A 24022-nucleotide genomic window follows, 5' to 3' on the forward strand; every position below is an offset into this window, starting at 1 on the left:
ACCCCGCCTTTCCGCCGGGCCGACCCGCATCTCCCGAGGCGCGGCGCCGCACCGAACGGCGACGCGCCTACCCTGCGCTCTCGCCGAGAATGCGGCGGATGTCGCGGGAAGCGTGAAAGACGGCCACGACGATAACCCGCGAGCGCGACGCGCACGGCCTCCCCAAGCCGTGGCGCCTATCTCGCCCCTGCAATCTCACCCCTGCAACGTCCGCACCTCGATCTCCCCCTCCCCCCGCGTCCGCATCGCCGCCACGGCGGCGATGGCCGCGGCGGCGGTGGTGAAGTAGGGGATCTTGTCCATCAGCGAGACGGCGCGGATGTCGCGGCTGTCGAGGAGCGACTGCTTGCCCTCGGTCGTGTTGAAGACCAGGGCGATCTCGCCGTTCTTCAGGCGGTCGACGATGTTCGGCCGGCCCTCGTAGACCTTGTTCACCCCCTCCGAGGGCGCCCCCTGCCCGGCGAGCCAGGCGGCGGTGCCGCGGGTCGCCACCAGCGTGAAGCCCATTCCGACGAGATCCCGGGCGGCCGCCGCCAGCGCCGGGGTCTTGTCGGCGTCGCGGACGGAGACGAACACACGGCCTGACAAGGGCAAGTCCATGCCGGCCCCGAGCTGCGCCTTGAGGAAGGCGCGCGGGAAGGTGCGGTCCCAGCCCATCACCTCGCCGGTCGAGCGCATCTCCGGCCCGAGCAGCGGGTCGACGCCGGGGAAGCGGGCGAAGGGCAGCACCGCCTCCTTGACCGAGAACCACGGCGTCTGCGGGTCGGCGAGCGTCAGCGGGTCGGCGAGCGGCAGCGGGTCGTCCGGGCCGACGCCCGCCGGATAGGGCGGGCGGTAGGGGAAGGCGGAGAGCGGCTCGCCGGCCATCAGGCGCGCGGCGATCGAGGCGATGGCGCTGTCGGTCGCCTTCGCCACGAAGGGCACCGTGCGCGAGGCCCGCGGGTTCACCTCCAGCACGTAGATGTCCTCGCCCTGGATGGCGAACTGCACGTTCATCAGGCCGACGACGCCCAGGGCGCGCGCCATCTCGCCGGTCTGGCGGATCAGCTCCTCCACCGTCTCCGGCGAGAGCGAATGCGGCGGCAGCGAGCAGGCGCTGTCGCCGGAATGCACCCCCGCCTCCTCGATATGCTCCATCACCCCGGCGACATGCACGGCGTGGCCGTCCGAGAGCGCGTCGACGTCGACCTCGACGGCGTTGGCGAGATAGCTGTCGAGCAGCACCGGCGTGTCGCCGGAGACCTGCACCGCGGTGGCGATGTAGCGGTCGAGCTGCGCCTCGTCGCGGACGATCTCCATGGCGCGGCCGCCGAGCACGTAGCTCGGCCGGATCACCAGCGGATAGCCGATCTCGGCGGCGACCTTTCGCGCTTCCTTCGCCGAGCGGGCGATGCCGTTCCGCGGCTGGCGCAGGCCGAGCTCGTGCAGGAGCTTCTGGAAGCGCTCGCGGTCCTCGGCGAGGTCGATGGCGTCGGGCGTGGTGCCGAGGATCGGCACGCCCGCCTCCGCCAGCGCGTCGGCGAGCTTCAGCGGCGTCTGGCCGCCGAGCTGGACGATCACCCCGTGCAGCGTGCCGTTCTCCTGCTCCACCCGCAGGATCTCGAGCACGTGCTCCAGCGTCAGCGGCTCGAAGTAGAGCCGGTCGGAGGTGTCGTAGTCCGTCGACACCGTCTCGGGGTTGCAGTTGACCATGATGGTCTCGTAACCCGCCGCCGACAGCGCGAAGCAGGCGTGGCAGCAGCAATAGTCGAACTCGATCCCCTGCCCGATCCGGTTCGGGCCGCCGCCGAGGATGACGATCTTGCGCGCCGCGCTCGGGCGGCTCTCGCACTCGACGAAGCCGCCGTGCTCGGCCTCGTAGGTCGAGTACATGTAGGGCGTCTGCGCCTCGAACTCGGCGCCGCAGGTGTCGATGCGCTTGAAGACCGCCCGCACGCCGTGCCGCTGCCGCTCGGCGCGGACGGAGCTCTCCTCGCGGGCGGTCAGCTTCGCGAGCCGCGCGTCGGAGAAGCCCATCATCTTCAGCCGCCGCAGCGCGTGCTCCTCGCGCGGCAGGCCGTCGCGGACGAGCCGCGCCTCCTCGTCGACGATCTCGCGGATGCGGGCGAGGAACCACGGGTCGTATTTCGTCACCGCGTGGATGTCGTCGTCCGACAGTCCCTCGCGCATCGCCTGGGCGGCGAGGCGCAGGCGGTCGGGGGTCTGGACGGAGAGCGCGCGGATGATCGCGTCGCGGTCGGGCGCGCCCGGGATCTCGATCTCGTCGAAGCCGGTCAGCCCGGTCTCCAGCGAGCAGAGCGCCTTCTGCACGCTCTCGTGGAACGTCCGGCCGATCGCCATCGCCTCGCCCACCGACTTCATCGCGGTGGTGAGCAGCGGCTCGGCCCCGGGGAACTTCTCGAAGGCGAAGCGCGGGATCTTCGTCACCACGTAGTCGATCGTCGGCTCGAACGAGGCCGGCGTCACCTGGGTGATGTCGTTGTCGAGCTCGTCGAGCGTGTAGCCGACCGCGAGCTTCGCGGCGATCTTGGCGATCGGGAACCCCGTCGCCTTCGACGCCAGCGCCGAGGACCGCGACACCCGCGGGTTCATCTCGATGACGACGAGCCGCCCGGTCTCCGGCTGCACGGCGAACTGCACGTTCGACCCGCCCGTCTCCACCCCGATCTCGCGCAGCACCGCGATCGAGGCGTTGCGCATCATCTGGTATTCCTTGTCGGTCAGCGTCAGCGCCGGCGCGACGGTGATGCTGTCGCCCGTATGCACGCCCATCGGGTCGACGTTCTCGATCGAGCAGACGATGATGCAGTTGTCCGCCTTGTCGCGGACCACCTCCATCTCGAACTCCTTCCAGCCGAGGAGCGACTCGTCGACGAGGATCTGGCTGACCGGCGAGGCGGCGAGCCCGGTCTTGCAGATGCGCTCGTAGTCCTCGCGGTTGTAGGCGACGCCGCCGCCGGTGCCGCCGAGCGTGAAGGCGGGGCGGATGATCGCCGGGAGGCCCACGTACTCGATCGCGTCCATCGCCTCGGCCATGGTGTTGACGATGGTGGCCTTGGGGTTCTCCAGCCCGATCCGGTCCATCGCCTCGCGGAAGAGCTTCCGGTCCTCGGCCATCTCGATCGCCGCGCGCTTCGCGCCGATCAGCTCGACGCCGAACCGCTCCAGCACGCCCATGTCGGCGAGCGCCAGCGCGGTGTTGAGCGCGGTCTGTCCGCCCATCGTCGGCAGCAGCGCGTCGGGGCGCTCCTGCTCGATGATGCGCGCGACGACGTCCGGGGTGATCGGCTCGATATAGGTCGCGTCGGCGAGCCCCGGGTCGGTCATGATCGTCGCCGGGTTCGAGTTGACGAGGATGACCCGGTAGCCCTCCTCGCGCAGCGCCTTGCAGGCCTGGGCGCCGGAATAGTCGAACTCGCAGGCTTGGCCGATGACGATGGGGCCCGCCCCGATGATCAGGATCGAGCTTATGTCGGTTCTCTTCGGCATGAACGGGCCTTCGCGCGGTCTGTCGCGCCGCGGGGGGCCCGCGGGCGCGGAGTTGGATTCGTCCGGGTCGGCAAATCGTGGCGGTTATACGGGCGGGGGACGGGGGCGCAAGGGCGGATGGGGTCGAGGCGGCTGGCCTCCGGCAGCCGAGTGCCGCATGCTTGGGCTCCATGGCGGGCGCTTGGGAGGCCTTGAGACAAATGAGCCTGACCTTGCCGAAGATCTGGGCGGGGATCGAGATCGGCTGGCCCGAAGAGAACCCACCCGATGACGAGTGTATTGAAGCTGCGACCCGTTTGCTCGAGGCGATATGGGGTCAGATCCCGCTGCCCAAACGAGCTTCGCGCGGCTACTGGCAAACTGTCTATTTTGACTGGAACGAAGGCGTCATTGGTCTGGAAACAACTTGGTCGAAGTATGAAGTATATATCTTCAAGCCTGGGAAGGAATTTGACGTCTGGGACTACGAAGTCTCGCAACCTGACGCGCTCTCCGATTTGGTCAAACATCTTTCGCATCTGGTCGAGACGCGCTGATCCCCTTGACCGGCTCTGGCCGCCGCCCTTGCACCTTTGCGACGGAACCGAGCGCCTCGCGCGCCGGTCTGGCTGGCGGACCCCGCCCTATTCCGCCGGCTGCCAGGCGCCGGCCTCGCGGACGCGGAGCTGGTGGGTGGCCGGGCTCGCGCCCATGTAGCGCTTGAACATCCGCGAGAAGAAGTAGGGGTCCTCGTAGCCGACGAGGGCGGCGGTCTCCTTCACGCTGTGCCCGCCCGAGAGGATGTTGCTCGCCCGCTCCATCTTCTTGAACTCCAGGAACTTCTGCGGCGTCCAGCCGATCTTGTCGCGGAACGCCCGCCGGAAGTACTCCGCGTTGTAGGGCGCCGCCGCCAGCGCCCGGTCGAGCGTCCCGGCGCCGAGCGGGTCGGCGGCGATCTCCGCCGCCGCGCGCATGATGTGCAGCGAGAGCGCGTCGCCCGGGTCGAGCGCCGCCGTCACCCCGCGCCAGCCGCGGAACGCCGCCTCGAGGTACTCGAGCAGGATCACCATGAAGAGATGGTGCTGCGTCAGCGTCGTCGAGGCCTCGGGCGCGATGTCGCGGTAATGCCGCACCAGCGGCTCGACGAGCTGCCAGCGCGGGATCGGCGCCACCGGGTCGAGCCGCATCGAGGCGATCAGGTCGACCTTGCCGAAGATGTCGAGGGTGAAGTGCTGGGCGATCCCGGTATAGGTCTCGCCCGCCTCGTGGCGGCCGATGAAATGCGCGCCCGCCGGGATCAGCATCGCCGAGCCCGGCGTCATCCCCACCTCCACCCCGTCGAGCCGGTAGCGCGCCGAGCCGGTCAGGCAGATGACGAGATCGTGGACGTCGTTCGACTTGTCGACGCGCCAGGTCTCGGCGTGGCGCATCTTGATCGTCGACCGGGCGAGCCGGAGGCCGAGCGCATGGGCCGGGATGCCCTCGAGAATGCGACCTCCGGTTTCGTCCATCCCTTTATCCCGCATCGTTCATTTTGAGGCCGCGGCCGTTCCGGCATGGTGCGCTCAGGAGGAAACCGGAGCCGCTCGAGCCGGGATACGCGAAAAGCCCGGGACACGGCGTCTCAAGCATCACGAGGAGCACCGGATGGTGAAACCCCTTTCCGGGGAGCGGCGCCGCCTTGCCCGCTCCGACGCGCGGCACGGCCATAATACCGGCGCGTCCCCGAATGTCACCATCGCCCGGCCGACGCCGGCGCGCCTCGCCGCGCGGCTGCCCGCCGCCGCGACCACCACGGAAAGGTCCTGACATGGGAGGGGAGAGCCGCTACCTCGGGCTCGCCTACATCGCGCCCTACATCATCGGGCTCATGGTCTTCACGGCCATCCCGTTCGGCGCGTCGCTCTACCTGAGCTTCACCGACTACTCGCTGATGGACACGCCCACCTGGGTCGGGCTCGACAACTTCGAGCGCCTGCTCACCCGCGACCGCACCTTCGTCAAGTCGCTGACCGTGACGCTCGCCTATGTCGGGCTGACCGTGCCGCTGAAGCTCGCCTTCGCGCTCTTCGTCGCGGTGATCCTCAACGCGAAGATCAGGGCGATCGGCTTCTTCCGCACCGCCTACTACGTGCCCTCGATCCTCGGCGGCTCGATCGCGATCGCGGTGCTCTGGCGCTACATCTTCTCCGACACCGGCCTCGTCAACATGGCGATCGGCCTCGTCGGGCTGGAGCCGGTCAACTGGTTCGGCGACCCGACGAACGCCCTCTTCACCATCACGCTCCTGCGCGTCTGGCAGTTCGGCTCGGCCATGGTGATCTTCCTCGCGGCGCTCCAGGCGGTCGACAAGTCGCTCTACGAGGCCGCCTCGATCGACGGCGCCGGCAAGTGGACGAGCTTCCGCCACATCACCCTGCCGCTGATCACCCCCGTCATCTTCTTCAACCTGATCATGCAGATGGTCCAGGCGTTCCAGGAGTTCAACGGGCCTTACGTCATCACCGGCGGCGGCCCGCTCAAGTCCACCTACCTCCTGCCCCTCTACATCTACGACAAGGCCTTCAAGTCCTTCGACATGGGCTACGCCTCCGCCATCGCCTGGGTGCTCTTCGTCATCATCATGGCGCTCACCGTGGTCGCGTTCTGGTCGTCGAGGAAGTGGGTCTACTACGCCGGCGACAAGAGGAGCTGACGCCCATGACACTCGTCCTCGACCATGCCGAGGCGGGCCTGCGCGCCAACGAGCGCAACGCCCGCAAGGCGAAGATCGGCGTCGCCGTCCGCTATGCCCTCCTCGCCGGCGTCGGCCTCCTGATGCTCTACCCGCTGATCTGGCTGGTGGGCGCCTCGTTCAAGACCAACGCCGAGATCTTCGCGAGCCCGGGCTTCATCCCGAGGAGCCCGACGCTCGACGGCTACATCCACGGCTGGCGGACCTCGACGCCCTACACCTTCGCGCGGTTCTTCTGGAACACCTTCCTGATCGTCGCGCCCAAGGTGATCGGCACGGTGATCTCCTGCGCGCTCGTCGCCTACGGCTTCGCCCGCTTCGAGTTCCCGGGCAAGAAGATCCTCTTCGCCCTCCTCATCGCCACGCTGCTGCTGCCCAACGTCGTCACCCGCATCCCCCAGTACCTGCTCTTCCGCGACATCGGCTGGCTCGACACCTTCCTGCCGCTCTGGGTGCCCTCCGCCTTCGCCGGCGACGCCTTCTTCGTCTTCATGCTGGTGCAGTTCCTGCGCGCCATCCCCCGCGACATGGAGGAGGCGGCCCGCGTCGACGGGGCGAACACGATGCAGACCCTCGTCTTCATCGTCCTGCCGATGCTGACGCCCGCGCTGATCTCCGTCGGCCTCTTCCAGTTCATGTGGACGATGAACGACTTCCTCGGCCCGCTCATCTACATCTCGTCGGTCGACAAGTATCCCGTCTCGCTCGCGCTGAAACTCTCCATCGACACCACCGAAGCCTTCGAATGGAACCGCATCCTGGCGATGTCGGTGCTCGCTCTCACCCCCGCCCTCGTCGTCTTCTTCATCGCGCAGAAGTACTTCATCGAGGGCATTTCCGCCGGCGGCGTGAAGGGATAACCGAAATGGCACGTATCCAGATCCAGAACCTCGAGAAGACCTACGGCTCCGGCTTCCGGGCCGTCCACGGGATCAACCTCGACGTGGCGGACGGCGAGTTCATGGTCCTGGTCGGACCCTCGGGCTGCGCCAAGTCGACGACGCTCCGCATGATCGCCGGGCTCGAGTCCATCACCGGCGGGCAGGTCGTCATCGGCGACACCGTGGTCAACGACCTCGCCCCCGGCAAGCGCGGCATCGCCATGGTGTTCCAGAACTACGCGCTCTACCCGCACATGAAGGTGAGGAACAACCTCGGCTTCGGCCTCCGCCTGCGCCGCGAGCCGAAGCCGGCGATCGACAAGGCCACCGCCGAGGTCTCCGGCATCCTCGAGATCGAGCAGCTCCTCGACCGCCTGCCGAAGCAGCTCTCCGGCGGCCAGGCCCAGCGCGTCGCGGTAGGGCGCGCCCTCATCAAGAAGCCGCAGGTCTTCCTCTTCGACGAGCCGCTCTCCAACCTCGACGCCAAGCTCCGCGCCTCGATGCGGGTGCGCATCACCGACCTGCACCGCAGGCTCCGCGAGGAGGGCCGCCCCGCCACCGTCGTCTACGTCACCCACGACCAGACCGAGGCGATGACCATGGGCGACCGCATCTGCGTGATGAAGGAAGGCCGCATCATGCAGGTCGCCGACCCGGCGACGCTCTACGACCGCCCGGAGAACGCCTTCGTCGCCGGCTTCATCGGCACGCCGGAGATGAACCTGGTCCCGGCGACGCTGGAGCGCGACGGCGCGCCGACGATCCGCATCGGCCGGCAGGCCGTCCGCCTCGACGACCTCGCCGCGCGGCTCGCCGCGCCCGCCGGCGCCGTCACCTTCGGCGTCCGCCCCCAGCATCTCGAGCTCGCCGCCCCGGGCGACCCCGACGCCTTTACCGGCACGGTCGTCACCTCGGAGTTCATGGGCCACGAGATCAACCTGCACGTCGAGGTCGAGGGCCACGTCCTCGTCGCCGTCGTGCCCGGCGCGACGCGCGACCGCGCCGCCGTCGGCCGCGGCGCCCGGGTCGGGCTCCGGCCCGTCGCCGCCCGCGTCCACGTCTTCGACCCCGAGACCGGCCAGAACCTGTCGCTCTCCAGGCTCAACTGACCACAAGAAAACAGGAGGATAATCCAATGCTTCGCATGACGACCGCCCTCGCCGCCCTCGTCGCCGTCACCGCCGGCTCCGCCGCATCGGCCGCCGACCTGCGCATGTCCTGGTGGGGCGGCGACGCCCGCCACGTCGCCACCCAGGAGGCCCTCAAGATCTGCGGCGCCAGATACGGCCACGACATCAAGGCCGAGTTCGGCGGCTGGTCGGGCTTCCAGGAGAAGTTCGCCACCCAGATGGCCGGCGGCACCGAGGCCGACATCCTGCAGATCAACTGGCCCTGGCTGCCGATCTTCAGCAAGAAGGGCGACGGCTTCGCCGACCTCACCGCCTTCAAGGACCAGATCGACCTCGCCCAGTGGTCCGCCGACGACCTCGCCGCCGGCACGGTCGACGGCAAGCTCAACGGCATCCCGGTCTCGACCACCGGCCGGGTGATGTTCTTCAACAAGACCCAGTGGGACAAGGCCGGCCTGCCGCTGCCGAAGACCTGGGCCGACGTGCTCGCCGCCGCCCCCGTCTTCAAGGAGAAGCTCGGGCAGGGCCACTACCCCTTCGAGGCGACCGGCCTCAACGCCCTCTTCATCGTCACCCTCGCCGCCACCCAGATCACCGGCAAGGACATGATCGACCCCGAGACCGGCGAGGTCGCGTGGTCCGTCGAGGACCTCACCCGGGCGCTCGAGTTCTACAAGGGCCTCGTCGACGCCGGCGCCATCCGCCCGGCCAGGGACGTCGCCGCCGAGGGCAAGATCGAGCTCTTCGAGAGCCCGCGCTGGGCCTCGGGCGACATCGCCGGCACCTACGAGTGGGACTCGACCTACTCGAAGTACGCCGATCCGCTGAAGGACGGCCAGGAGCTGATCGCCACCGACCTCCTGACGATCGACGGCGCGACCACCCAGGGCGTCTACCGCAAGCCCTCGATGCTCTTCGCCATCTCAAAGAACAGCAAGAACCCCGAGGCGGCGGCCGAGATCATCAACTGCCTGCTCGCCGAGCCCGAGGGCATCATGGCGATGGGCGACGCCCGCGGCGTGCCGAGCAACGCCTCTGCCGCGAAGATGCTGCTCGACGCCGGCAAGATCGACCCGAACCTGATCGAGGCGAACGCCATCATGGTCGCCGAGGAAGGCCCTGCCGTCTCGCCCTACAACGAGAACCCCGAGATCCGGCAGGTCTTCCTCGATACCGTCGAGGCCTTCGGCTATGGCCAGATGGACGCGGCCGCCGCCGCCGAGGAGATCGTCTACGACGTCTCCGACATCACCGCCGGTTTCTGAGCTCCCCTGCGGCGGCTCCCGCCGCGTCAACCTTCGTGAACGCTTGGTTGATGCGACGGAATTTTACAAGATATATCAATATGTTGTGTCTTGTTTCACGCGCGCAACCGTGACGCGGGCCGCCCAGCGCAGGGCGCCCTCAGCTCCCGACGACCGCGGCGGGCCGCCCGGCCCGCCGTCCCCGGAACCAAGGAAAGCCCCGCGATGCCCGCCGCCCTCACCATCGGCGTCTCCGCCCGGACGCCGCGCATGGTCACCCTGCGCCTCTCCGGCGAGGACGTCCTGCACTTCCTGCCCGAGCCGCGGCGCTTCGCGCTGGAGACCGCGGGCGCGACCGTCCGCGAGGGCGTCGCCGACCGGGCCGTGCTCGCGCTCGACGGCCTCGCCCCCGGCGCCGCCTACCGCCTCCGCCTCGACGGCGCCGCCCCCTTCGACCTCACCACCCCCGCCTGCGCCGGCCTCGTCGACATCGCCGCCTTCGGCGCCCGCGAGGACGCCGACGACAACGCCGAGGCGATCGCCGCCGCCATCGCCGCCGCGCCCGCGGGCGGGACCGTCCTCGTCCCCACCGGCCGCTGGCAGTCGACCCCCGTCTTCCTCCGCAGCGGCCTGACACTCCACCTCGCCGAAGGCGCCGTCCTCGCCGCCCACCCCGACCGCGCCCGCTTCCCGATCCTGCCCGCCCGCCGTCCCGACGGCCGGATGCTCGGAACCTGGGAGGGCCTGCCGGCCGCGAGCTACGCCGCCCTCGTCAACGCCATCGACGCCCGCGCGGTCGCCATCGCCGGCTCCGGGACGATCGACGGCGGCGGCGACCGCGGCGACTGGTGGACCTGGCCCAAGGAGACCCGCGACGGCACCCGCCGGCCCCGGACCATCTTCCTCTCCGGCTGCGAGGACGTGACGCTCGCCGGCGTCACCGTGACCAACTCGCCGTCCTGGACCGTCCACCCGGTCGCCTGCCGCCTGCTCGTCGCCTCCGCCCTCGCCATCGTCAACGACCCCGACAGCCCCAACACCGACGGCCTCGACCCCGAGAGCTGCGAGGACGTGCTGATCGAGGGCCTGCGCTTCTCGGTCGGCGACGACTGCATCGCCATCAAGGCCGGCAAGCGCGGCGACGACGGCGCGGGAGACCACCTCGCCCCCACCCGCCGCGTCACCATCCGCCACTGCCTGATGGAGCGCGGCCATGGCGGCGTCGTCATCGGCTCCGAGATGAGCGGCTCCGTCACCGACGTCTCCGTCACCGCCTGCGACTTCCGCCGCACCGACCGGGGCCTGCGCATCAAGACGCGCCGCGGCCGCGGCGGCGAGATCGCCCGCGTCGTGGTGAGCGGCTGCCGCATGGACGCGGTCGACACCGGCTTCGAGGCCAACGCCTTCTACTTCTGCGACCACGACGGCCGCTCCGAGCGGGTGCAGTCCCGCGCCCCGGCCGACGTCGACGTCTCCACGCCGAGGCTGCGCGACATCACCATCCGCGACGTCGAGCTCCGCGGCGTCCGCCTCGCCGCCGGGGTGTTCCTCGGCCTGCCCGAGGCCCCGATCACCGGGCTCACCCTCGGCGGCATCGCGGCGAGCTTCGACCCCGAGGCCGTCGCCGCGGTGCCGGTGATGGCCTGCTGCGTGCCGCCGATGCGCCATGCCGGGCTCTGCGCCGAGTACGCCGAAATCACGCTGGCGGGGGCCGTCGCGCCGCCGGAGCTCGCCGTCATCCGGGGGATTTCCTGATGCTCGACTACCTCGACGCCTACGCCGCCGCCTACGCCCCGTACAAGGACGGCGCCTTCTGCTACGAGGACGGCTGCCTCTACCGCGGCCTGATCGTCCTCGGCGAGGCGACCGGCGACCCCCGCTGGTCCGCGCACCTGCGGCGCCTCCTCGAGGCGCAGGTCCGCCCGGACGGTTCGCTCGCCGGCTACGCGGCCGAGGAGTTCAATATCGACAACATCCTCTCCGGCCGCGCCGTCCTGCACCTCCACCGCGAGACCGACGACCCGCGCTGGATGGCCGCCGCGAGGCGCCTCGCCGACCAGCTCGCCCGCCATCCGCGCACCGGATCCGGCGTCTACTGGCACAAGCGGCGCTACCCGTCACAAGTCTGGCTCGACGGGCTCTACATGGGCCTGCCGTTCCAGATCGAGCTCGGCCAGATGACCGCCCGTCCGGAGCTGATCGTGGACGCGCTCGCCCAGCTCCGCACCGCACTCGCGCTCACCTGGCGCGAGGCGACCGGACTCTACGTCCACGGCTACGACGAGAGCCGCGCCCAGCCCTGGGCGGACCACGAGACCGGCCAGTCCCCGGCGCACTGGGCCCGCGCCCTCGGCTGGCTGGCGATGACCCTCGCCGACGTCGCCGATCTCCTCGGCCGCGACGCCTTCGAGGCCGAGGGCCTCGGCGCCCCCACCCGCGCCCTCGCCGCGCGGCTGGCGGACCTCGCCACCCCCGAGAGCCTGTGGCTCCAGGTGATCGACCTGCCCGACCTCCCCGGCAACTACGCCGAGAGCTCGGCGAGCGCGATGTTCGCCTACGCCCTCCTCCGCCTCGACCGCCTCGGCGTCGCCCCCGGCGCCGCTGCCCCCGCCCGGCGCGCCCTCGCCGCCCTCGGGGCCCGCGTCGCCGCCGAGGCGGCGTCCGGGCGCGGCGCGGCGCTGCCGCAGGTCTGCTGCGTCGCCGGCCTCGGCGGCTTCTCCGGCCGCTACCGCGACGGCACGCCCGCCTACTACGTGACCGAGGAGATCGTCCGCGACGACGTCAAGGGCGTCGGCCCCCTGATGATGGCCGCCGGCGAGCACGAGCGCACCCGCTCCACCCGCGCCGAACCCCTCCGCCGCCTCGGTTGAGCCCCCGCCGGCGGCGCCCCCGCACCGCCACTCCCTGCCGCTTGCGCTCGTTCGCCGTCACCCGCCACCGGCGGACCGAATGTTGTCGCCTATTTGTGGTATGCAAATTTTGTCTATATGATATGTGCGTGCTACGCCTATTATGAACCTAAATATAGATTCTTTATATCCGTATCTTTCTGCGGTATTATAGATCTCGTCAAATATTTTATCTTCTTCCTGCGTTCTTGCCAGCATTGACGGGACATTTCTAAATATATCCGCAAACATATTTGCAAATTTTATGTCGTCTGTAGCGCGTATCTCATGAAGAGCTATATTTAGCGCTTGAAACAACAGCTCGCGTCTATCTGATCCATACATATCGATCATCCCACCGTGTTATTGAAATTAAAGACAAGATCATCAGCAATATGTTCATCGGCCGGCTCCGGGCTATCGCGACCACCTGCCGGCATGCAGCGGCCTCCACCCGAGCCGGCCCCCCCCCGTCGGCGCCCTGTCCGCGACCGCGCCGAGCCGGCCCATCGGCTGGCGGGCGACGAACTCCCGCTCCGCCCCCACCGGACCGGCAAAGGCCGCGATCCGCTCGTGCCGGCAACTCACCCAACCAAATCAACGCCTTGCCCGCATATCACGCGTGATACGCCCTGCGGCCGGCCTCCTCCGCCCCGCCAGCCGGCCTCAGATCGACGTCCCCCCGTCCACGGCCACCGCCTGCCCGGTCATGTAGCGGCTCTCGTCCGACAGCAGGTAGACCACCATCGGCGCCATGTCCGCGACCGTGCCGAGCCGGCCCATCGGCTGGCGGGCGATGAAGTCCCTCTCCGCCTGCGCCGGGTCGGCGAAGGCGGCGATCCGCTCGCGCAGGCTCGGCGTGTCCACCGTCCCCGGGCACAGCGCGTTGCACCGCAGCCCCTGCTTCACGAAATCCGCAGCGATCGCCTTGGTCAGCCCGATCACCGCCGCCTTCGACGCCCCGTAGGCGCAGCGGTTCGGAAACCCCTTCATCGACGAGGCCATGGACGCCATGTTGACGATCGACGCCCCGCCCGTCTCCGCCGCCCGCGCCAGCATCCCCGGCAGCGCCGCGCGGATCGTCCGCATCATCGCCGTGACGTTCAGCGCGAACGCCGCCTCCCAGTCCGCGTCGGTCACGTCGAGGATCGTCCCGTGATGCACCATCCCCGCACAGTTGAAGAGCCCGTCGAGCGGGCCGACCTCCGCCGCGAGCCGCGCGATCGCCGCCCCGTCGGTCACGTCGAGCGCGCGCGCCTCCGCCGCCAGCCCCTCCAGCAGCCGCGCGTCGCGGTCGGTGGCGATCACCCGCGCCCCCTCCGCCGCACAGGCCGCGGCGCAGGCCCGCCCGATCCCCTGGCCCGCCGCGGTGACCAGTATCGTCTTCCCCTCCAGACGCACGCCGCATCCCCCTCCAAGGCCTTTTCCGGATCCCGTATTCACCGCCCGCCGCCCGCGCAAGCCTCCCCGCCCCCGAACACCCCCCGAACACCGTCGCGTGACCCGGCTTTCCTTCGCGCCCGGCCGGTGGCAAAGCGTCCGCCGCCGGAATCGCACAGGCGGCGCGCATGACCCCCCTCGGATCGGCCGGGACGAAGGCGGAAACCGCGGCCGATCGCCGCCCCGGCGCCCTCGCGCGCCTCGCCGCCTGGACCAGCCGCCGGCGCGCCCTCCTCGCCACCGTCCTCACCCTCGCCATGCTCGTCGTCGCGGTGGCGGCGCTCGCCCGCCTCGCCCGCCACGCCAACTACGACGAGGTCGTCGCCGCGCTCCTCGCCACGCCGCCCTGGCGCGTCGGCCTCGCCGTCCTCCTCACCGCCGCGAGCTTCGCCGTCCTCACCCTCTACGACCTCAACGCCTTCCGCGCCCTCGGCCAGAAGCAGGCCTGGCGGCGCATCGCCCCCGGCGCCGCCGCCGCCTACGCGGTCGCCCAGACCACCGGCTTCGGCCCGCTCAGCGGCGCCGCCGTCCGCCTGCGCTTCTACACCCCCCTCGGCGTCAGCCCCGGCGACATCGCCCGCGTCGTCGCCCTCGTCACCGCGGGCTTCGGCCTCGGTCTCGTCGCCACCGCCGCCCTCGCGGCGCTCGCCACCGTCCCGGCCGCCGCCCGCTTCTCCGGCCTGCCCGAGGGCCTCGTCCGCGCCGCCGCCCTCCTCGCCGTCGCCGCCTGCGCCGGCCTCGTCGCCGCCGGCGGCGGCCGCCTGCCGCTCCCCGGCGGCCGCAGCCTCGAGCTGCCCGCCCGCGGCGCCCTCGCCGCCCAGATCGCCATCACCGCCGCCGACCTCGCCACCGCCGCCGGCGTGCTCTGGGCCTTCCTGCCGCCCGGCAGCGTCGACTACCTCGCCTTCCTGCCGCTCTTCGGCATCGCGCTGGCGCTCGGCATCCTCAGCCACGTCCCCGCCGGCCTCGGCGTCTTCGAGGCCGTGCTGATGGCGGCCCTCGCCGGCGCCGCGCCCCCCGCCCATCTCCTCGCCGCCTTCGCCCTCTACCGCCTCGTCTACCAGGCCCTGCCCCTCCTCGTCGCGGCGCTCGGCCTCGCCGCCGCCGAGGCCCGCCGCCTCGCCTCGCCCGCCGGCGCGGTGCTGCGCGCCGCCGGCGGCCTCGCCCCGCAGGCGCTGGCCGCCCTCACCCTCGTCCTCGGCGCCATGCTGGTCTTCTCCGCGGTGACGCCGGCCCGCGCCATCGACCTCGAATGGCTCGGCGCCATCTTCCCGCTGCCGCTGATCGAGAGCGCCCACTTCCTCGCCTCCGTCCTCGGCGCGCTGATGATGGTCGCCGCCCGCGGCCTCGCCTTCCGCCTCGACGGCGCCTGGTGGACCGCGCTCCTCGCCGCCCTCGCCGCCCTCGCGCTCTCCCTCGTCAAGGCCGTCGCCATCTTCGAGGCCGCGGCCCTCGCCGCGCTCGTCCTCGCCCTCCTCCTCGGCCGCGACGCCTTCGACCGCCGCGCCGCCCTCCTCGAGGCGAAGCTGACGCTCCCCTGGATCGGGGCCGTCGCCGCCGTCCTCGTCTTCGCGCTGGCCATCCTGCGCTTCGCCTTCGGCCACGCCGAGTTCGGCGCCGAGAGCTGGCTGCGCTTCGAGCTCTCCGCCGAGGCCCCGCGCGGCCTGCGCGCCCTCGTCGGCTCGGCGCTCCTCGTCGGCCTCGCCGCCGCCTGGTCGCTGCTCCGCCCTGCCCCGATGCGCGACCACGCCCCCGCCCCCGAGGAGCTCGCCCGCGCCGCCGCCATCGCCCGCACGCAACCCGACCCCGGCGCCGGCCTCGTGCGCATGGGCGACAAGCGGGTGATGTTCTCCGACGACGGCCGCGGCTTCGTCATGTACGCCCGCCAGGGCGCCTCGTGGATCGCGCTCTTCGATCCGGTAGGCCCGGTCGAGCTCTGGCCCGAGCTGATCTGGCGCTTCGTCGAGACCGCCCGCGGCGCCGGCGGCCGCGCCGCCTTCTACGAGGCGACGCCCGAGAACCTCGCCCTCTACGCCGACGCGGGCCTCCGCTTCTTCAAGCTCGGCGAGGAGGCGCGCGTCGACCTCGCCGCCTTCGACCTCAAGGGCGGCGCCCGCTCGGGCCAGCGCAACGTGCTCTCCCGCGGCGCCCGCGAGGGCCTCTCCGTCGAGATCCTCGCCCCCGGGGCCGTCCCGCCGCTGATGGCCCGGCTCCGCGCCATCTCCGACGCCTGGCTCGCCGAGCGCGGCGCCGCCGAGAAGGGCTTCTCCCTCGGCGCCTTCGAGCCCGCCTTCGTCGCCGGCGGCCGCGTCGCCGTCATGCGCCGCGGCGACGAGATCGTCGCCTTCGCCACCCTGCTGGCCACCGACCTCGGCGAGGAGGTCGCCGTCGACCTGATGCGCCACGTCGCCGACGTCCCCAACGTGGCGATGGAGTTCCTGTTCATCCGCCTCTGCGAGATCCTCAAGGCCGAGGGGGCGCTCTGGTTCAGCCTCGGCATGGCCCCGCTCGCCGGCCTCTCCTCCAGCGCGGCCGCCCCGAACTGGCAGCGCGTCGGCGCGGCGATCTTCGAGCAGGGCGTGCCCTCCTACAACTTCAAGGGCCTGCGCAGCTTCAAGGAGAAGCTCAAGCCGGCCTGGCGCCCACGCTACCTCGCGGTCTCGGGCGGGGCCGGCCCGGCCCTCGTCCTCCTCGACGCGACGCGGCTCATCTCCCGAGGCGGAAAGGACGAGCGATGAAGCCACAAGGAGCCGCCGGAGCAACGTCCGACCGGACGGGACTCCTCCCGTGACCCCGACCTTGCGCACCCCCGGGACCCCGTCCCTCCCGACCCGCCGCCGCCAGCCCGGCCCCCGCTCCGCCCGCCCGCGGCGCGCCTCCCTCCTCCTCGCCGCCTGCCTCGCCCTCGCCGCGCCCGTGGCCCGCGCCGACGGCCCCGCCGCGCCCGAGTTCGACCCCGGCCAGATCCCGAGCCCGACGATACTCACCCCCGACGGCCCCGCCACCGGGACGGTGTTCCTCCTCTCCGACGCCGCCGGCTGGGGCGACGCCGAGGCAGCGCTCGCCGCCCGCCTCCGGCACGCCAACGCCGTCGTCGTCGGCATCGACCTCCCGGCCTACCTCGCGGCGCTCGACGCCGAGGGCAAGGACTGCGTCTACCTCGTCGCCGACTTCGAGCGGATGAGCCACGCCATCGAGCGTTCCACCGGGGCGCAGACCTTCCACGCCCCCATCGTCGCCGGTCTCGGCGAGGGCGCCGCGCTCGCCATCGACGTCCTCGCCCAGACCCCCGCCGACACCCTCGGCGGCGTCATCGCCGCCAACCCCACAGCCGGACAGGGCCTCGCGACCACGCTCTGCACCAAGGCCGCCCACACCGACGCCGACGGCGGCTCCTCCTACGCGCTCCCTGCCGGCGCGCAGCCCGCGCCGCTGACGCTCATCCTCGCTGCCGACGCGCCCCCCGCTGCCACGGCCCGGGCCGACGCGCTCGCCGCCGCCGGCGTGACCTTCGAGCGCAAGACCTCGCCCGAGCCCGGCCCCTCCGCGCTCGGCGACGCCATCGCCGGCAGCATCGCCGCCGCCGCGGTCGCCGGCGACGCCCCCGCCATCGTCGAGCTGCCGGCCACGCCGTCGCACGACGCCATGGCGATCATGCTCTCCGGCGACGGCGGCTGGCGCGACCTCGACAAGACCGTCGCCGGCCTCCTCCAGGCGCAGGGCGTCCCCACCATCGGCCTCGATTCCCTGCGCTGGTTCTGGACGCTGCGCACCCCCGAGGAGACGGGGCAGGAGCTCGCCCGCCTGATCGACCTCTACGCCGACCGCTGGGGCGTCAGCCGGGTCATCCTCGCCGGCTACTCCTTCGGCGCGAGCGTGCTCCCCGCCGCCATCGCCACCATGCCGCCCGAGACGCAAGCCCGGGTCGCCGAGATCGCCCTCCTCGCCCCGGGCGAGACCGCCGACTGGGAGATCACCGTCTCCGGCTGGCTCGGCTCGGCCTCCTCGGCGGCGACGCCGATCGCCGCCGACCTCGCCGCGCTGCCGCAGGAAAGGCTGCTCTGCGTCTACGGCGACAAGGAGACCGACAGCGCCTGCCCCGCCCTCGCCGGCTCCGGCGCCGCCCTCGTCGAGACCGCCGGCGGCCACCACTTCGACGGCGACTATCCCGCGCTCGCCCGCCACATCCTCGACCGCCTCGACCCGCAAGAGGCCGCCGCGCCGCCCGCTCAATAAAATTACTTCACGAGTGTTTTGGCGTTATCTCAAACAGATAAGGGGCGTCCCACTGTGGGACGCCCCCCCCAACCCTCACGCGCTGGCGGCGTTCGGCGCGGTCTTCAGCCGCCGCACCATGAGCTTGTTCAGCGCGTTCACATAGGCCTTCGTCGAGGCGACCACCGTGTCGGTGTCCGCCGACTGGCCGGTGACGATCTTGCCGTCCTCCTCCAGCCGCACGCTCACCGTCGCCTGCGCGTCCATGCCCTCGGTCACCGCATGGACCTGATACACCACCAGCCGCGCCGCGTTCGGCACCAGCGCCTTCACCGCCTTGAACGCGGCGTCGACCGGCCCGTCCCCCGTCGCCTCGACCGAATGGTCCTCGCCGTCGATGGCGAGCGTCAGCTCCGCCGACTGCGGCCCCTCGGTGCCGCACACCACCCGCAGCCGCTTCACCTGCACCCGGTCGTTGGCGGCGTTCGTGCCCTGGTCCTGCATCAGCGCCACGAGGTCCTCGTCGTAGACCTCCTTCTTGCGGTCGGCGAGCGCCTTGAACCGCACGAACACGTCGCCGAGCTGGTTGTCGCCAAGCTGGAACCCGAGCTCCCCGAGCTTCGCCCTGAGCGCCGCCCGCCCCGAATGCTTGCCCATGACGAGGCTCGTCGCATTGAGCCCCACGTCCTCCGGCCGCATGATCTCGAACGTCTCGGCGTTCTTCAGCATCCCGTCCTGATGGATGCCGCTCTCATGCGCGAATGCGTTCTTCCCCACGATCGCCTTGTTGAACTGCACCGGAAAGCCCGACACCGTCGCGACCAGCCGGCTCGCCTGCATGATCTTCGTGGTGTCGACGCCGGTGCGGTACGGCATGATGTCGTGGCGCACCTTCATCGCCATCACCACCTCCTCGAGCGCGGTGTTGCCTGCCCGCTCGCCGAGGCCGTTGATCGTGCACTCGATCTGCCGCGCTCCCGCATCCACGGCCGCAAGCGCGTTCGCCGTCGCCATGCCGAGGTCGTTGTGGCAATGCGTCGCGAAGACGATCCCGTCCGCGCCCGGCACCCGCTCGATCAGCATCCGGATCAGATCCGCGCTCTCCCGCGGCGCCGTGTAGCCCACCGTGTCGGGGATGTTGATCGTCGTCGCGCCGGCCTTGATGGCGATCTCCACCACCCGGCACAGGTAGTCATGCTCCGTCCGCGTCGCGTCCATCGGCGACCACTGCACGTTGTCGCAGAGGTTGCGGGCGTGGGTCACCGTGTCGTGGATCCGCTCGGCCATCTGGTCCATGTCGAGGTTCGGGATCGCCCGGTGCAGCGGCGAGGTGCCGATGAACGTATGGATCCGCGGCCGCCGCGCGTGCTTCACCGCCTCCCAGCAGCGGTCGATGTCCTTGTAGTTCGCCCGCGCCAGCCCGCAGATCACCGCGCTCTGCGCCAGCCGCGCGATCTCGGTCACCGCCTCGAAGTCGCCGTCCGAGGCGATGGGGAAGCCCGCCTCGATGATGTCGACCCCCATCTGGTCGAGCAGCTCGGCGATCTGCAGCTTCTCGTCGAGCGACATCGTCGCCCCGGGCGACTGCTCGCCGTCGCGGAGCGTGGTGTCGAAGATGAGGACGCGGTCCTTGTCGGAGTCGGTCGTGGTGGTCATGGCTGTGGTCTACCTTGAGCGAAAGGGCGTCTTTCGGCGCGATCCCGTCGGTCCCCTGAGCGCGCGCGCCGGAACCCTGGCGCGCTCAGAGGCCGCCTAGCAGCAGAAGCCGGACCGGGCGACGCCCGGCCTGCGCTCCGTGATCCCTCAGGGTCCGCCGCATGCTCATGGCGCGGCACTATAGGCGCCCCGGCAGGGAAGATAAAGCCGCAATCCGCGCCGCTTGACGCGAGCGCCGGCCTCCGGTCATCCCCAGCCATGGCCGGGGACGACACCGCCGAACGCCACCCCGACCGCTCGCTCGCCGCCTGTCTGCCGGCATGCTGCACCACGGTGAAACGGAGGCGGGGCCGGAAGCAGGTCGCGACGTCGAAGCCAGACGGATTTGACCCGCGGCAAATCCGTCCGCGATCGCCCCTCGGGGGGCGAGCGCGATTCCGCGCTCGCCGGGGCAATCACGGACGGATTGCGCGCGACGGGGAAATCTGGACCCCCCACGGCTTCCGCGCGCAACCGCGCTCCAGCCGTCGGCGCGGCGAAAGCAATGCTTTCGCTTGTCGCGCCGGGCCTCGCGGGCAGAGCCCGCGTCGGTCGCTTGGCCCGCCGCGGGGATCCCGCCTCGACCGCGAACAACCCCCCAATCCGCGCCGCTTGACGCGGCCATCCCCCTCCGGTCATCTCGCGCCATGGCCGGGGACGACACCGCGACGTGCGACGCCGACCGCTCGGCCGCCGACCGGCTGACCGGCCTCGGCCGCGCCGCCGCCGGCGCCCTGCTCTTCGGCCTGCCGATGCTGATGACGCTCGAACTCTGGCAGCTCGGCTTCGTCGCCGACCGCCTCCGCCTCGCCATCCTCGTCGCCGGCTCGACCCCGGTCCTCGTCCTCCTCGCCCACCGCCTCGGCTTCGAGCAGACCTTCGGCTGGCGCGACGACGTCCGCGACGCGCTGATCGCCGTGGCGATCGGCCTCCTCGTCAGCGCCGTCGTCCTCGCCGTCTTCCGCGTCATCCGGCCCGGGATGCCCACGAGCGAGATCGTCGGCAAGCTCGCCCTCCAGACCGTCCCCGCCAGCATCGGCGCCCTCCTCGCCCGCAGCCAGCTCGGCGAGACCCACGAGGACGACGACGAGGGCGAGGGCGAGCAGGCCCTCTCCGGCTACTTCGGTCAGCTCTTCCTGATGGGCGTCGGCGCGGTCTTCCTCGGCCTCAACATCGCGCCCACCGACGAGGTCGTGGTCATCTCGCGGATGATGGCGCCCTGGCACGCGCTCCTCCTCGTCCTGCTCTCGATCGCGCTCATGCACGCCTTCATCTACGCGCTTGCCTTCCGCGGCGGCGGCGGCCCCAACGAGGGCCGCTGGGGCGACTTCCTGCGCTACACGATCACCGGCTACGCGCTCTGCCTCGGGATCAGCGCCTACGCGCTCTGGACCTACGGCCGCCTCGACGGCCTCGCCCTCGCCCCCGCCGCGATGGCGATCGTCGTGCTCGGCTTCCCCTCCGCCCTCGGCGCCGCCGCCGCGCGGATGATCCTCTAGCCATGCCCCGCAGCCCCTCCTCCCCCTCGCCCAGCGCATCGAACGCGCGGTCGCGGCCGCCGCGGCGCCGCCGCGGCGCGGATGACCCCCTGGCCATGCCCCGCGCCCCCTCGCCCCCCCTCGCCCAGCGCATCGAACGGGCGGCCGCGGCCGCCGCGCCGCCGCCGCGGCGCGGATGACCCCCTAGCCATGCCCCGCGCGCCCTCCTCCCCCCTCGCCCAGCGCATCGAATGGGTCGTCGCGGCCGCCTCGGCGGCGATCGTCGCGTCGGTGATCGGCTACCTCGTCCGGGACGGCCTCCGCGACGAGACGCCGCCCGACCTGCAGGTCGAGGCCGCCCCCTACGACCCCGCCACCCGCCGCCTCGCCTTCATCCTCCACAACGCCGGCGGCACGGCCGCGAACGCCGTCGTGGTCTCCGCCGTCGCCGCCGACGGCGCGCGCGCCAGCCTGACCATCGACTTCGCGCCCCCCGGCTCCGAGGTCGCCGGCGCCTTCCTCCTCGACGCCCCCGCCGAGATCGTCGTCGACGGCTACGTCGATCCCTGACCCGCCCGCCGCCGCTCCGCCTCGCCCCGGGCCAGGCGCACCGGCCTCCCCCATCCATGCGCCCGCGTCGCCCCGCCGCAGACGTCGCCGCGGCCGCGCCCATCCCCTCCCCGGACATCCCGTGAACCCGCCGATTGCGGCTTGCCTCGGCGCGCCGCGCGCCTAAACCGGGAGGGGGGACGGCCGTCGACGCGCCGCTCGGCAGGAGGAGACGCATGGACGCGCAGGTCGGAACCGGCAGAAGCGGGGCGCTGGCGCCGCTCGCCAACCCGACGTTCCGCACCTTCTGGATCGCCAACCTGTTCTCGAATCTCGGCGGGCTCATCCAGGCCGTCGGCGCCGCCTGGACCATGACCACGATCTCCGGCTCGGCCGACATGGTCGCCCTCGTCCAGGCCTCGACGACCCTGCCGATCATGCTCTTCTCGCTCGCCTCCGGCGCCATCGCCGACAACTTCAACCGGCGCAGCGTCATGCTCGCCGCCCAGGCCGGCATGTTCGTCGTCTCGGCCGCGCTCGCCCTCTGCGCCTGGGCCGACCTGCTGACGCCCTGGCTGCTCCTCGGCTTCACCTTCATGATCGGCTGCGGCGTGGCGCTCAACAACCCGTCCTGGCAGGCGACCGTCGGCGACATCGTCCCCCGCCACGACCTCCCTGCCGCGGTGGCGCTGAACTCCGTCGGCTTCAACCTCACCCGCAGCGTCGGCCCGGCGATCGGCGGCGCCATCGTCGCCGCCGCCGGCGCCGCGGCCGCCTTCGCCGCCAACGCCGCGAGCTACCTCGCCATCATCACCGCGCTCCTGCTCTGGCGGCCCGCCGCCGCCCCGCGGGCGCTGCCGCCCGAGAGCCTCGGCGCCGCGATGGGCGCGGGCCTGCGCTACGTCGCCATGTCCCCGCATATCGGCGTCGTCCTGCTCCGGAGCTTCCTCTTCGGCCTGACCTCCGTCGCCGTCCTCGCGCTCCTGCCCATCGTCGCGCGCCACCTCGTCTCCGGCGGCGCGCTCACCTACGGCCTCCTCCTCGGCGCCTTCGGCGTCGGCGCCATCGGCGGCGCCTTCGCGGCGACCCGGCTCCGCTCGCGCGTCTCCGCCGAGTGGATCGTCCGCATCGCCTTCGCCGCCTTCGCGATCGCCGCGGCGACCACCGCGCTCAGCCCCAGCGCCTGGCTGACCGGGCTCGGCCTGATGCTCGGCGGCGCCGCCTGGGTGCTGGCGCTCTCGCTCTTCAACGTCACCGTGCAGCTCTCCACCCCGCGCTGGGTGGTCGGGCGGGCGCTCGCCCTCTACCAGACCGCGGTCTTCGGCGGCATGGCCCTCGGCGCCTGGACCTGGGGGCTGCTCGCCGAGGCCCGCGGCGTCGACGCAGCCCTGCTCCTCGCCGCCGCCGGCATGGCGGCGGGCGGCCTCGTCGGGCTCGTGCTGCCGCTCCCCGACCGCCGCGACCTCGACCTCGCCCCCCTCGACCGCTTCCGCGAGCCCACCCTCGGCGTCGACCTCCAGCCGCGCAGCGGCCCGGTGGCGATCACCGTCGAGTACCGCATCCGCCTCGCCGACCAGCCCGAGTTCCTAGCGACGATGGCCGAGCGCCAGCGCATCCGCCAGCGCGACGGAGCGCGGCACTGGACGCTGATGCGCGACCTCTCCGACGGCGAGATCTGGCTCGAGTTCTACCAGGTCGCCACCTGGATCGACTACCTGCGCCACCACCAGCGCGCCACCAAGGCCGACGCCGACGTCGTCGACCGCCTGCGTGCCCTCCACGCCGGCCCCGACGTCCCCGTCGTCCGTCGCCGCCTCGTCCGCCAGACCCGCTGGCTCCCCCATGCCCAGCAGCACCTCCACCACCCCGCCTCCCCCCACGTCGACCCGCACTGATACGGGATCGTCCGTTCAGTTCCGACCCACCCTCCCCGCGTCGCCGCCCCTCCCGAGCGGCGAGGTCCGTCCCGCGACGGCGCCCGCCGGGTGACATGCGCATGTCACCCGGCTCGACGCGGAGCGGCAGCGGCGGGGACGGCGGAACCTCGAAGTGAGTCGAACGGCACCGCAAAATGCGGCGCTGGTAACGATGCAATGATTTTCACCGTTTATATTCAAGAGACCTCTGCGAAACTCGTTGATTCCCTTGGAGATCCCGATGGGTTAGGATCTCTGGATGAGAGAGAGCTTCGCGACGCAACCCGCCCTTTTCGCCGGCCCCGAGCTGCTGGATCACCCCGCGCTGAAGGCGCTCGACCCGGTGGAGGCGCTCTTCGACTGGCCGGCGCTGGAGGCGCTTCT

General features: G+C 71.6%; 16 protein-coding genes. 12 read left to right on the forward strand and 4 right to left on the reverse strand.

Going from position 1 to position 24022, the window contains the following annotated elements:
* Positions 1-195 precede the first annotated feature (195 nt).
* The gene (gene carB / locus KBB57_RS17795) at positions 196-3489 is read right to left on the reverse strand and encodes a carbamoyl-phosphate synthase large subunit (RefSeq protein WP_290753129.1); all 3294 of its coding nucleotides are present in this window, start codon (positions 3487-3489) and stop codon (positions 196-198) included.
* Between the two features lie 200 nt (positions 3490-3689).
* Between carB and KBB57_RS17800 the strand changes: the two genes are divergently transcribed.
* A complete protein-coding gene (locus KBB57_RS17800) occupies positions 3690-4025 on the forward strand; it encodes a hypothetical protein (protein ID WP_290753132.1) in 336 nt (111 codons plus the stop codon).
* An 87-nt stretch (positions 4026-4112) separates the two neighbouring features.
* Here the strand turns inward: KBB57_RS17800 and KBB57_RS17805 are convergent, their stop codons facing one another.
* A complete protein-coding gene (locus KBB57_RS17805) occupies positions 4113-4979 on the reverse strand; it encodes an AraC family transcriptional regulator (protein WP_290753135.1) in 867 nt (288 codons plus the stop codon).
* A 299-nt stretch (positions 4980-5278) separates the two neighbouring features.
* On the opposite strand from KBB57_RS17805, the gene KBB57_RS17810 reads away from it, so the two are divergent.
* From KBB57_RS17810 to KBB57_RS17835, 6 genes are all read left to right on the forward strand, one after another.
* Positions 5279-6163 carry a carbohydrate ABC transporter permease gene (locus tag KBB57_RS17810; protein WP_290753137.1) on the forward strand — a complete coding sequence of 295 codons (885 nt, stop codon included), beginning with the start codon at positions 5279-5281 and terminating at the stop codon, positions 6161-6163.
* A gap of 5 nt (positions 6164-6168) precedes the next feature.
* Entirely contained in the window at positions 6169-7062 is an 894-nt protein-coding gene (locus KBB57_RS17815) for a carbohydrate ABC transporter permease (RefSeq protein ID WP_290753139.1), read from the forward strand.
* 5 nt (positions 7063-7067) lie between these two features.
* Entirely contained in the window at positions 7068-8192 is a 1125-nt protein-coding gene (locus tag KBB57_RS17820; RefSeq protein WP_290753141.1) for an ABC transporter ATP-binding protein, read from the forward strand.
* 26 nt (positions 8193-8218) lie between these two features.
* On the forward strand, positions 8219-9478 hold the full coding sequence (locus KBB57_RS17825) for an ABC transporter substrate-binding protein (RefSeq protein ID WP_290753143.1): 1260 nt from the start codon (positions 8219-8221) through the stop codon (positions 9476-9478).
* Positions 9479-9682: 204 nt separating this feature from the next.
* Entirely contained in the window at positions 9683-11212 is a 1530-nt protein-coding gene (locus tag KBB57_RS17830) for a glycoside hydrolase family 28 protein (RefSeq protein WP_290753146.1), read from the forward strand.
* Positions 11212-12327 carry a glycoside hydrolase family 88 protein gene (locus KBB57_RS17835; RefSeq protein ID WP_290753148.1) on the forward strand — a complete coding sequence of 372 codons (1116 nt, stop codon included), beginning with the start codon at positions 11212-11214 and terminating at the stop codon, positions 12325-12327. The genes KBB57_RS17830 and KBB57_RS17835 overlap by 1 nt, the downstream gene beginning before the upstream one ends.
* Before the next feature lie 684 nt (positions 12328-13011).
* On the opposite strand, the gene KBB57_RS17840 is transcribed toward KBB57_RS17835, so the two are convergent.
* The gene (locus KBB57_RS17840; protein WP_290753167.1) at positions 13012-13740 is read right to left on the reverse strand and encodes an SDR family oxidoreductase; all 729 of its coding nucleotides are present in this window, start codon (positions 13738-13740) and stop codon (positions 13012-13014) included.
* A gap of 173 nt (positions 13741-13913) precedes the next feature.
* Here KBB57_RS17840 and mprF point away from each other — a divergent pair, with 173 nt between their 5' ends.
* Together mprF and KBB57_RS17850 are read left to right on the forward strand one after the other, a co-directional pair.
* Entirely contained in the window at positions 13914-16523 is a 2610-nt protein-coding gene (gene mprF, locus KBB57_RS17845) for a bifunctional lysylphosphatidylglycerol flippase/synthetase MprF (RefSeq protein ID WP_290753151.1), read from the forward strand.
* 49 nt (positions 16524-16572) lie between these two features.
* Positions 16573-18021, forward strand: a complete 1449-nt coding sequence (locus tag KBB57_RS17850) for an AcvB/VirJ family lysyl-phosphatidylglycerol hydrolase (protein ID WP_290753154.1) — start codon at positions 16573-16575, stop codon at positions 18019-18021.
* Between the two features lie 75 nt (positions 18022-18096).
* Here the strand turns inward: KBB57_RS17850 and KBB57_RS17855 are convergent, their stop codons facing one another.
* Entirely contained in the window at positions 18097-19656 is a 1560-nt protein-coding gene (locus tag KBB57_RS17855) for a 2-isopropylmalate synthase (protein ID WP_290753156.1), read from the reverse strand.
* A gap of 686 nt (positions 19657-20342) precedes the next feature.
* On the opposite strand from KBB57_RS17855, the gene KBB57_RS17860 reads away from it, so the two are divergent.
* The 3 genes from KBB57_RS17860 (at position 20343) to KBB57_RS17870 (ending at position 23617) form a co-directional block, all read left to right on the forward strand.
* Complete coding sequence (locus tag KBB57_RS17860) at positions 20343-21194, forward strand: TIGR02587 family membrane protein (protein ID WP_290753158.1); 852 nt, start codon at positions 20343-20345, stop codon at positions 21192-21194.
* 189 nt (positions 21195-21383) lie between these two features.
* Positions 21384-21743, forward strand: coding sequence for a hypothetical protein (locus tag KBB57_RS17865; protein ID WP_290753161.1), 360 nt, complete (start codon positions 21384-21386; stop codon positions 21741-21743).
* 215 nt (positions 21744-21958) lie between these two features.
* The gene (locus KBB57_RS17870) at positions 21959-23617 is read left to right on the forward strand and encodes an MFS transporter (protein WP_290753164.1); all 1659 of its coding nucleotides are present in this window, start codon (positions 21959-21961) and stop codon (positions 23615-23617) included.
* Positions 23618-24022 lie beyond the last annotated feature (405 nt).

This window comes from Amaricoccus sp., assembly GCF_017993425.1.
Classification (GTDB): domain Bacteria; phylum Pseudomonadota; class Alphaproteobacteria; order Rhodobacterales; family Rhodobacteraceae; genus Amaricoccus.

Excerpts from the sequence above, each read along its gene's own strand:
- KBB57_RS17830 (WP_290753146.1), top strand. The coding sequence starts at position 9,683 with ATGCCCGCCGCCCTCACCATCGGCGTCTCCGCCCGGACGCCGCGCATG.
- KBB57_RS17805 (WP_290753135.1), bottom strand. The coding sequence starts at position 4,979 with ATGGACGAAACCGGAGGTCGCATTCTCGAGGGCATCCCGGCCCATGCG.
- KBB57_RS17810 (WP_290753137.1), top strand. The coding sequence starts at position 5,279 with ATGGGAGGGGAGAGCCGCTACCTCGGGCTCGCCTACATCGCGCCCTAC.
- KBB57_RS17865 (WP_290753161.1), top strand. The coding sequence starts at position 21,384 with ATGCCCCGCGCGCCCTCCTCCCCCCTCGCCCAGCGCATCGAATGGGTC.
- KBB57_RS17835 (WP_290753148.1), top strand. The coding sequence starts at position 11,212 with ATGCTCGACTACCTCGACGCCTACGCCGCCGCCTACGCCCCGTACAAG.
- mprF (WP_290753151.1), top strand. The coding sequence starts at position 13,914 with ATGACCCCCCTCGGATCGGCCGGGACGAAGGCGGAAACCGCGGCCGAT.
- carB (WP_290753129.1), bottom strand. The coding sequence starts at position 3,489 with ATGCCGAAGAGAACCGACATAAGCTCGATCCTGATCATCGGGGCGGGC.
- KBB57_RS17870 (WP_290753164.1), top strand. The coding sequence starts at position 21,959 with ATGGACGCGCAGGTCGGAACCGGCAGAAGCGGGGCGCTGGCGCCGCTC.
- KBB57_RS17815 (WP_290753139.1), top strand. The coding sequence starts at position 6,169 with ATGACACTCGTCCTCGACCATGCCGAGGCGGGCCTGCGCGCCAACGAG.
- KBB57_RS17825 (WP_290753143.1), top strand. The coding sequence starts at position 8,219 with ATGCTTCGCATGACGACCGCCCTCGCCGCCCTCGTCGCCGTCACCGCC.
- KBB57_RS17800 (WP_290753132.1), top strand. The coding sequence starts at position 3,690 with ATGAGCCTGACCTTGCCGAAGATCTGGGCGGGGATCGAGATCGGCTGG.
- KBB57_RS17820 (WP_290753141.1), top strand. The coding sequence starts at position 7,068 with ATGGCACGTATCCAGATCCAGAACCTCGAGAAGACCTACGGCTCCGGC.
- KBB57_RS17855 (WP_290753156.1), bottom strand. The coding sequence starts at position 19,656 with ATGACCACCACGACCGACTCCGACAAGGACCGCGTCCTCATCTTCGAC.
- KBB57_RS17860 (WP_290753158.1), top strand. The coding sequence starts at position 20,343 with ATGGCCGGGGACGACACCGCGACGTGCGACGCCGACCGCTCGGCCGCC.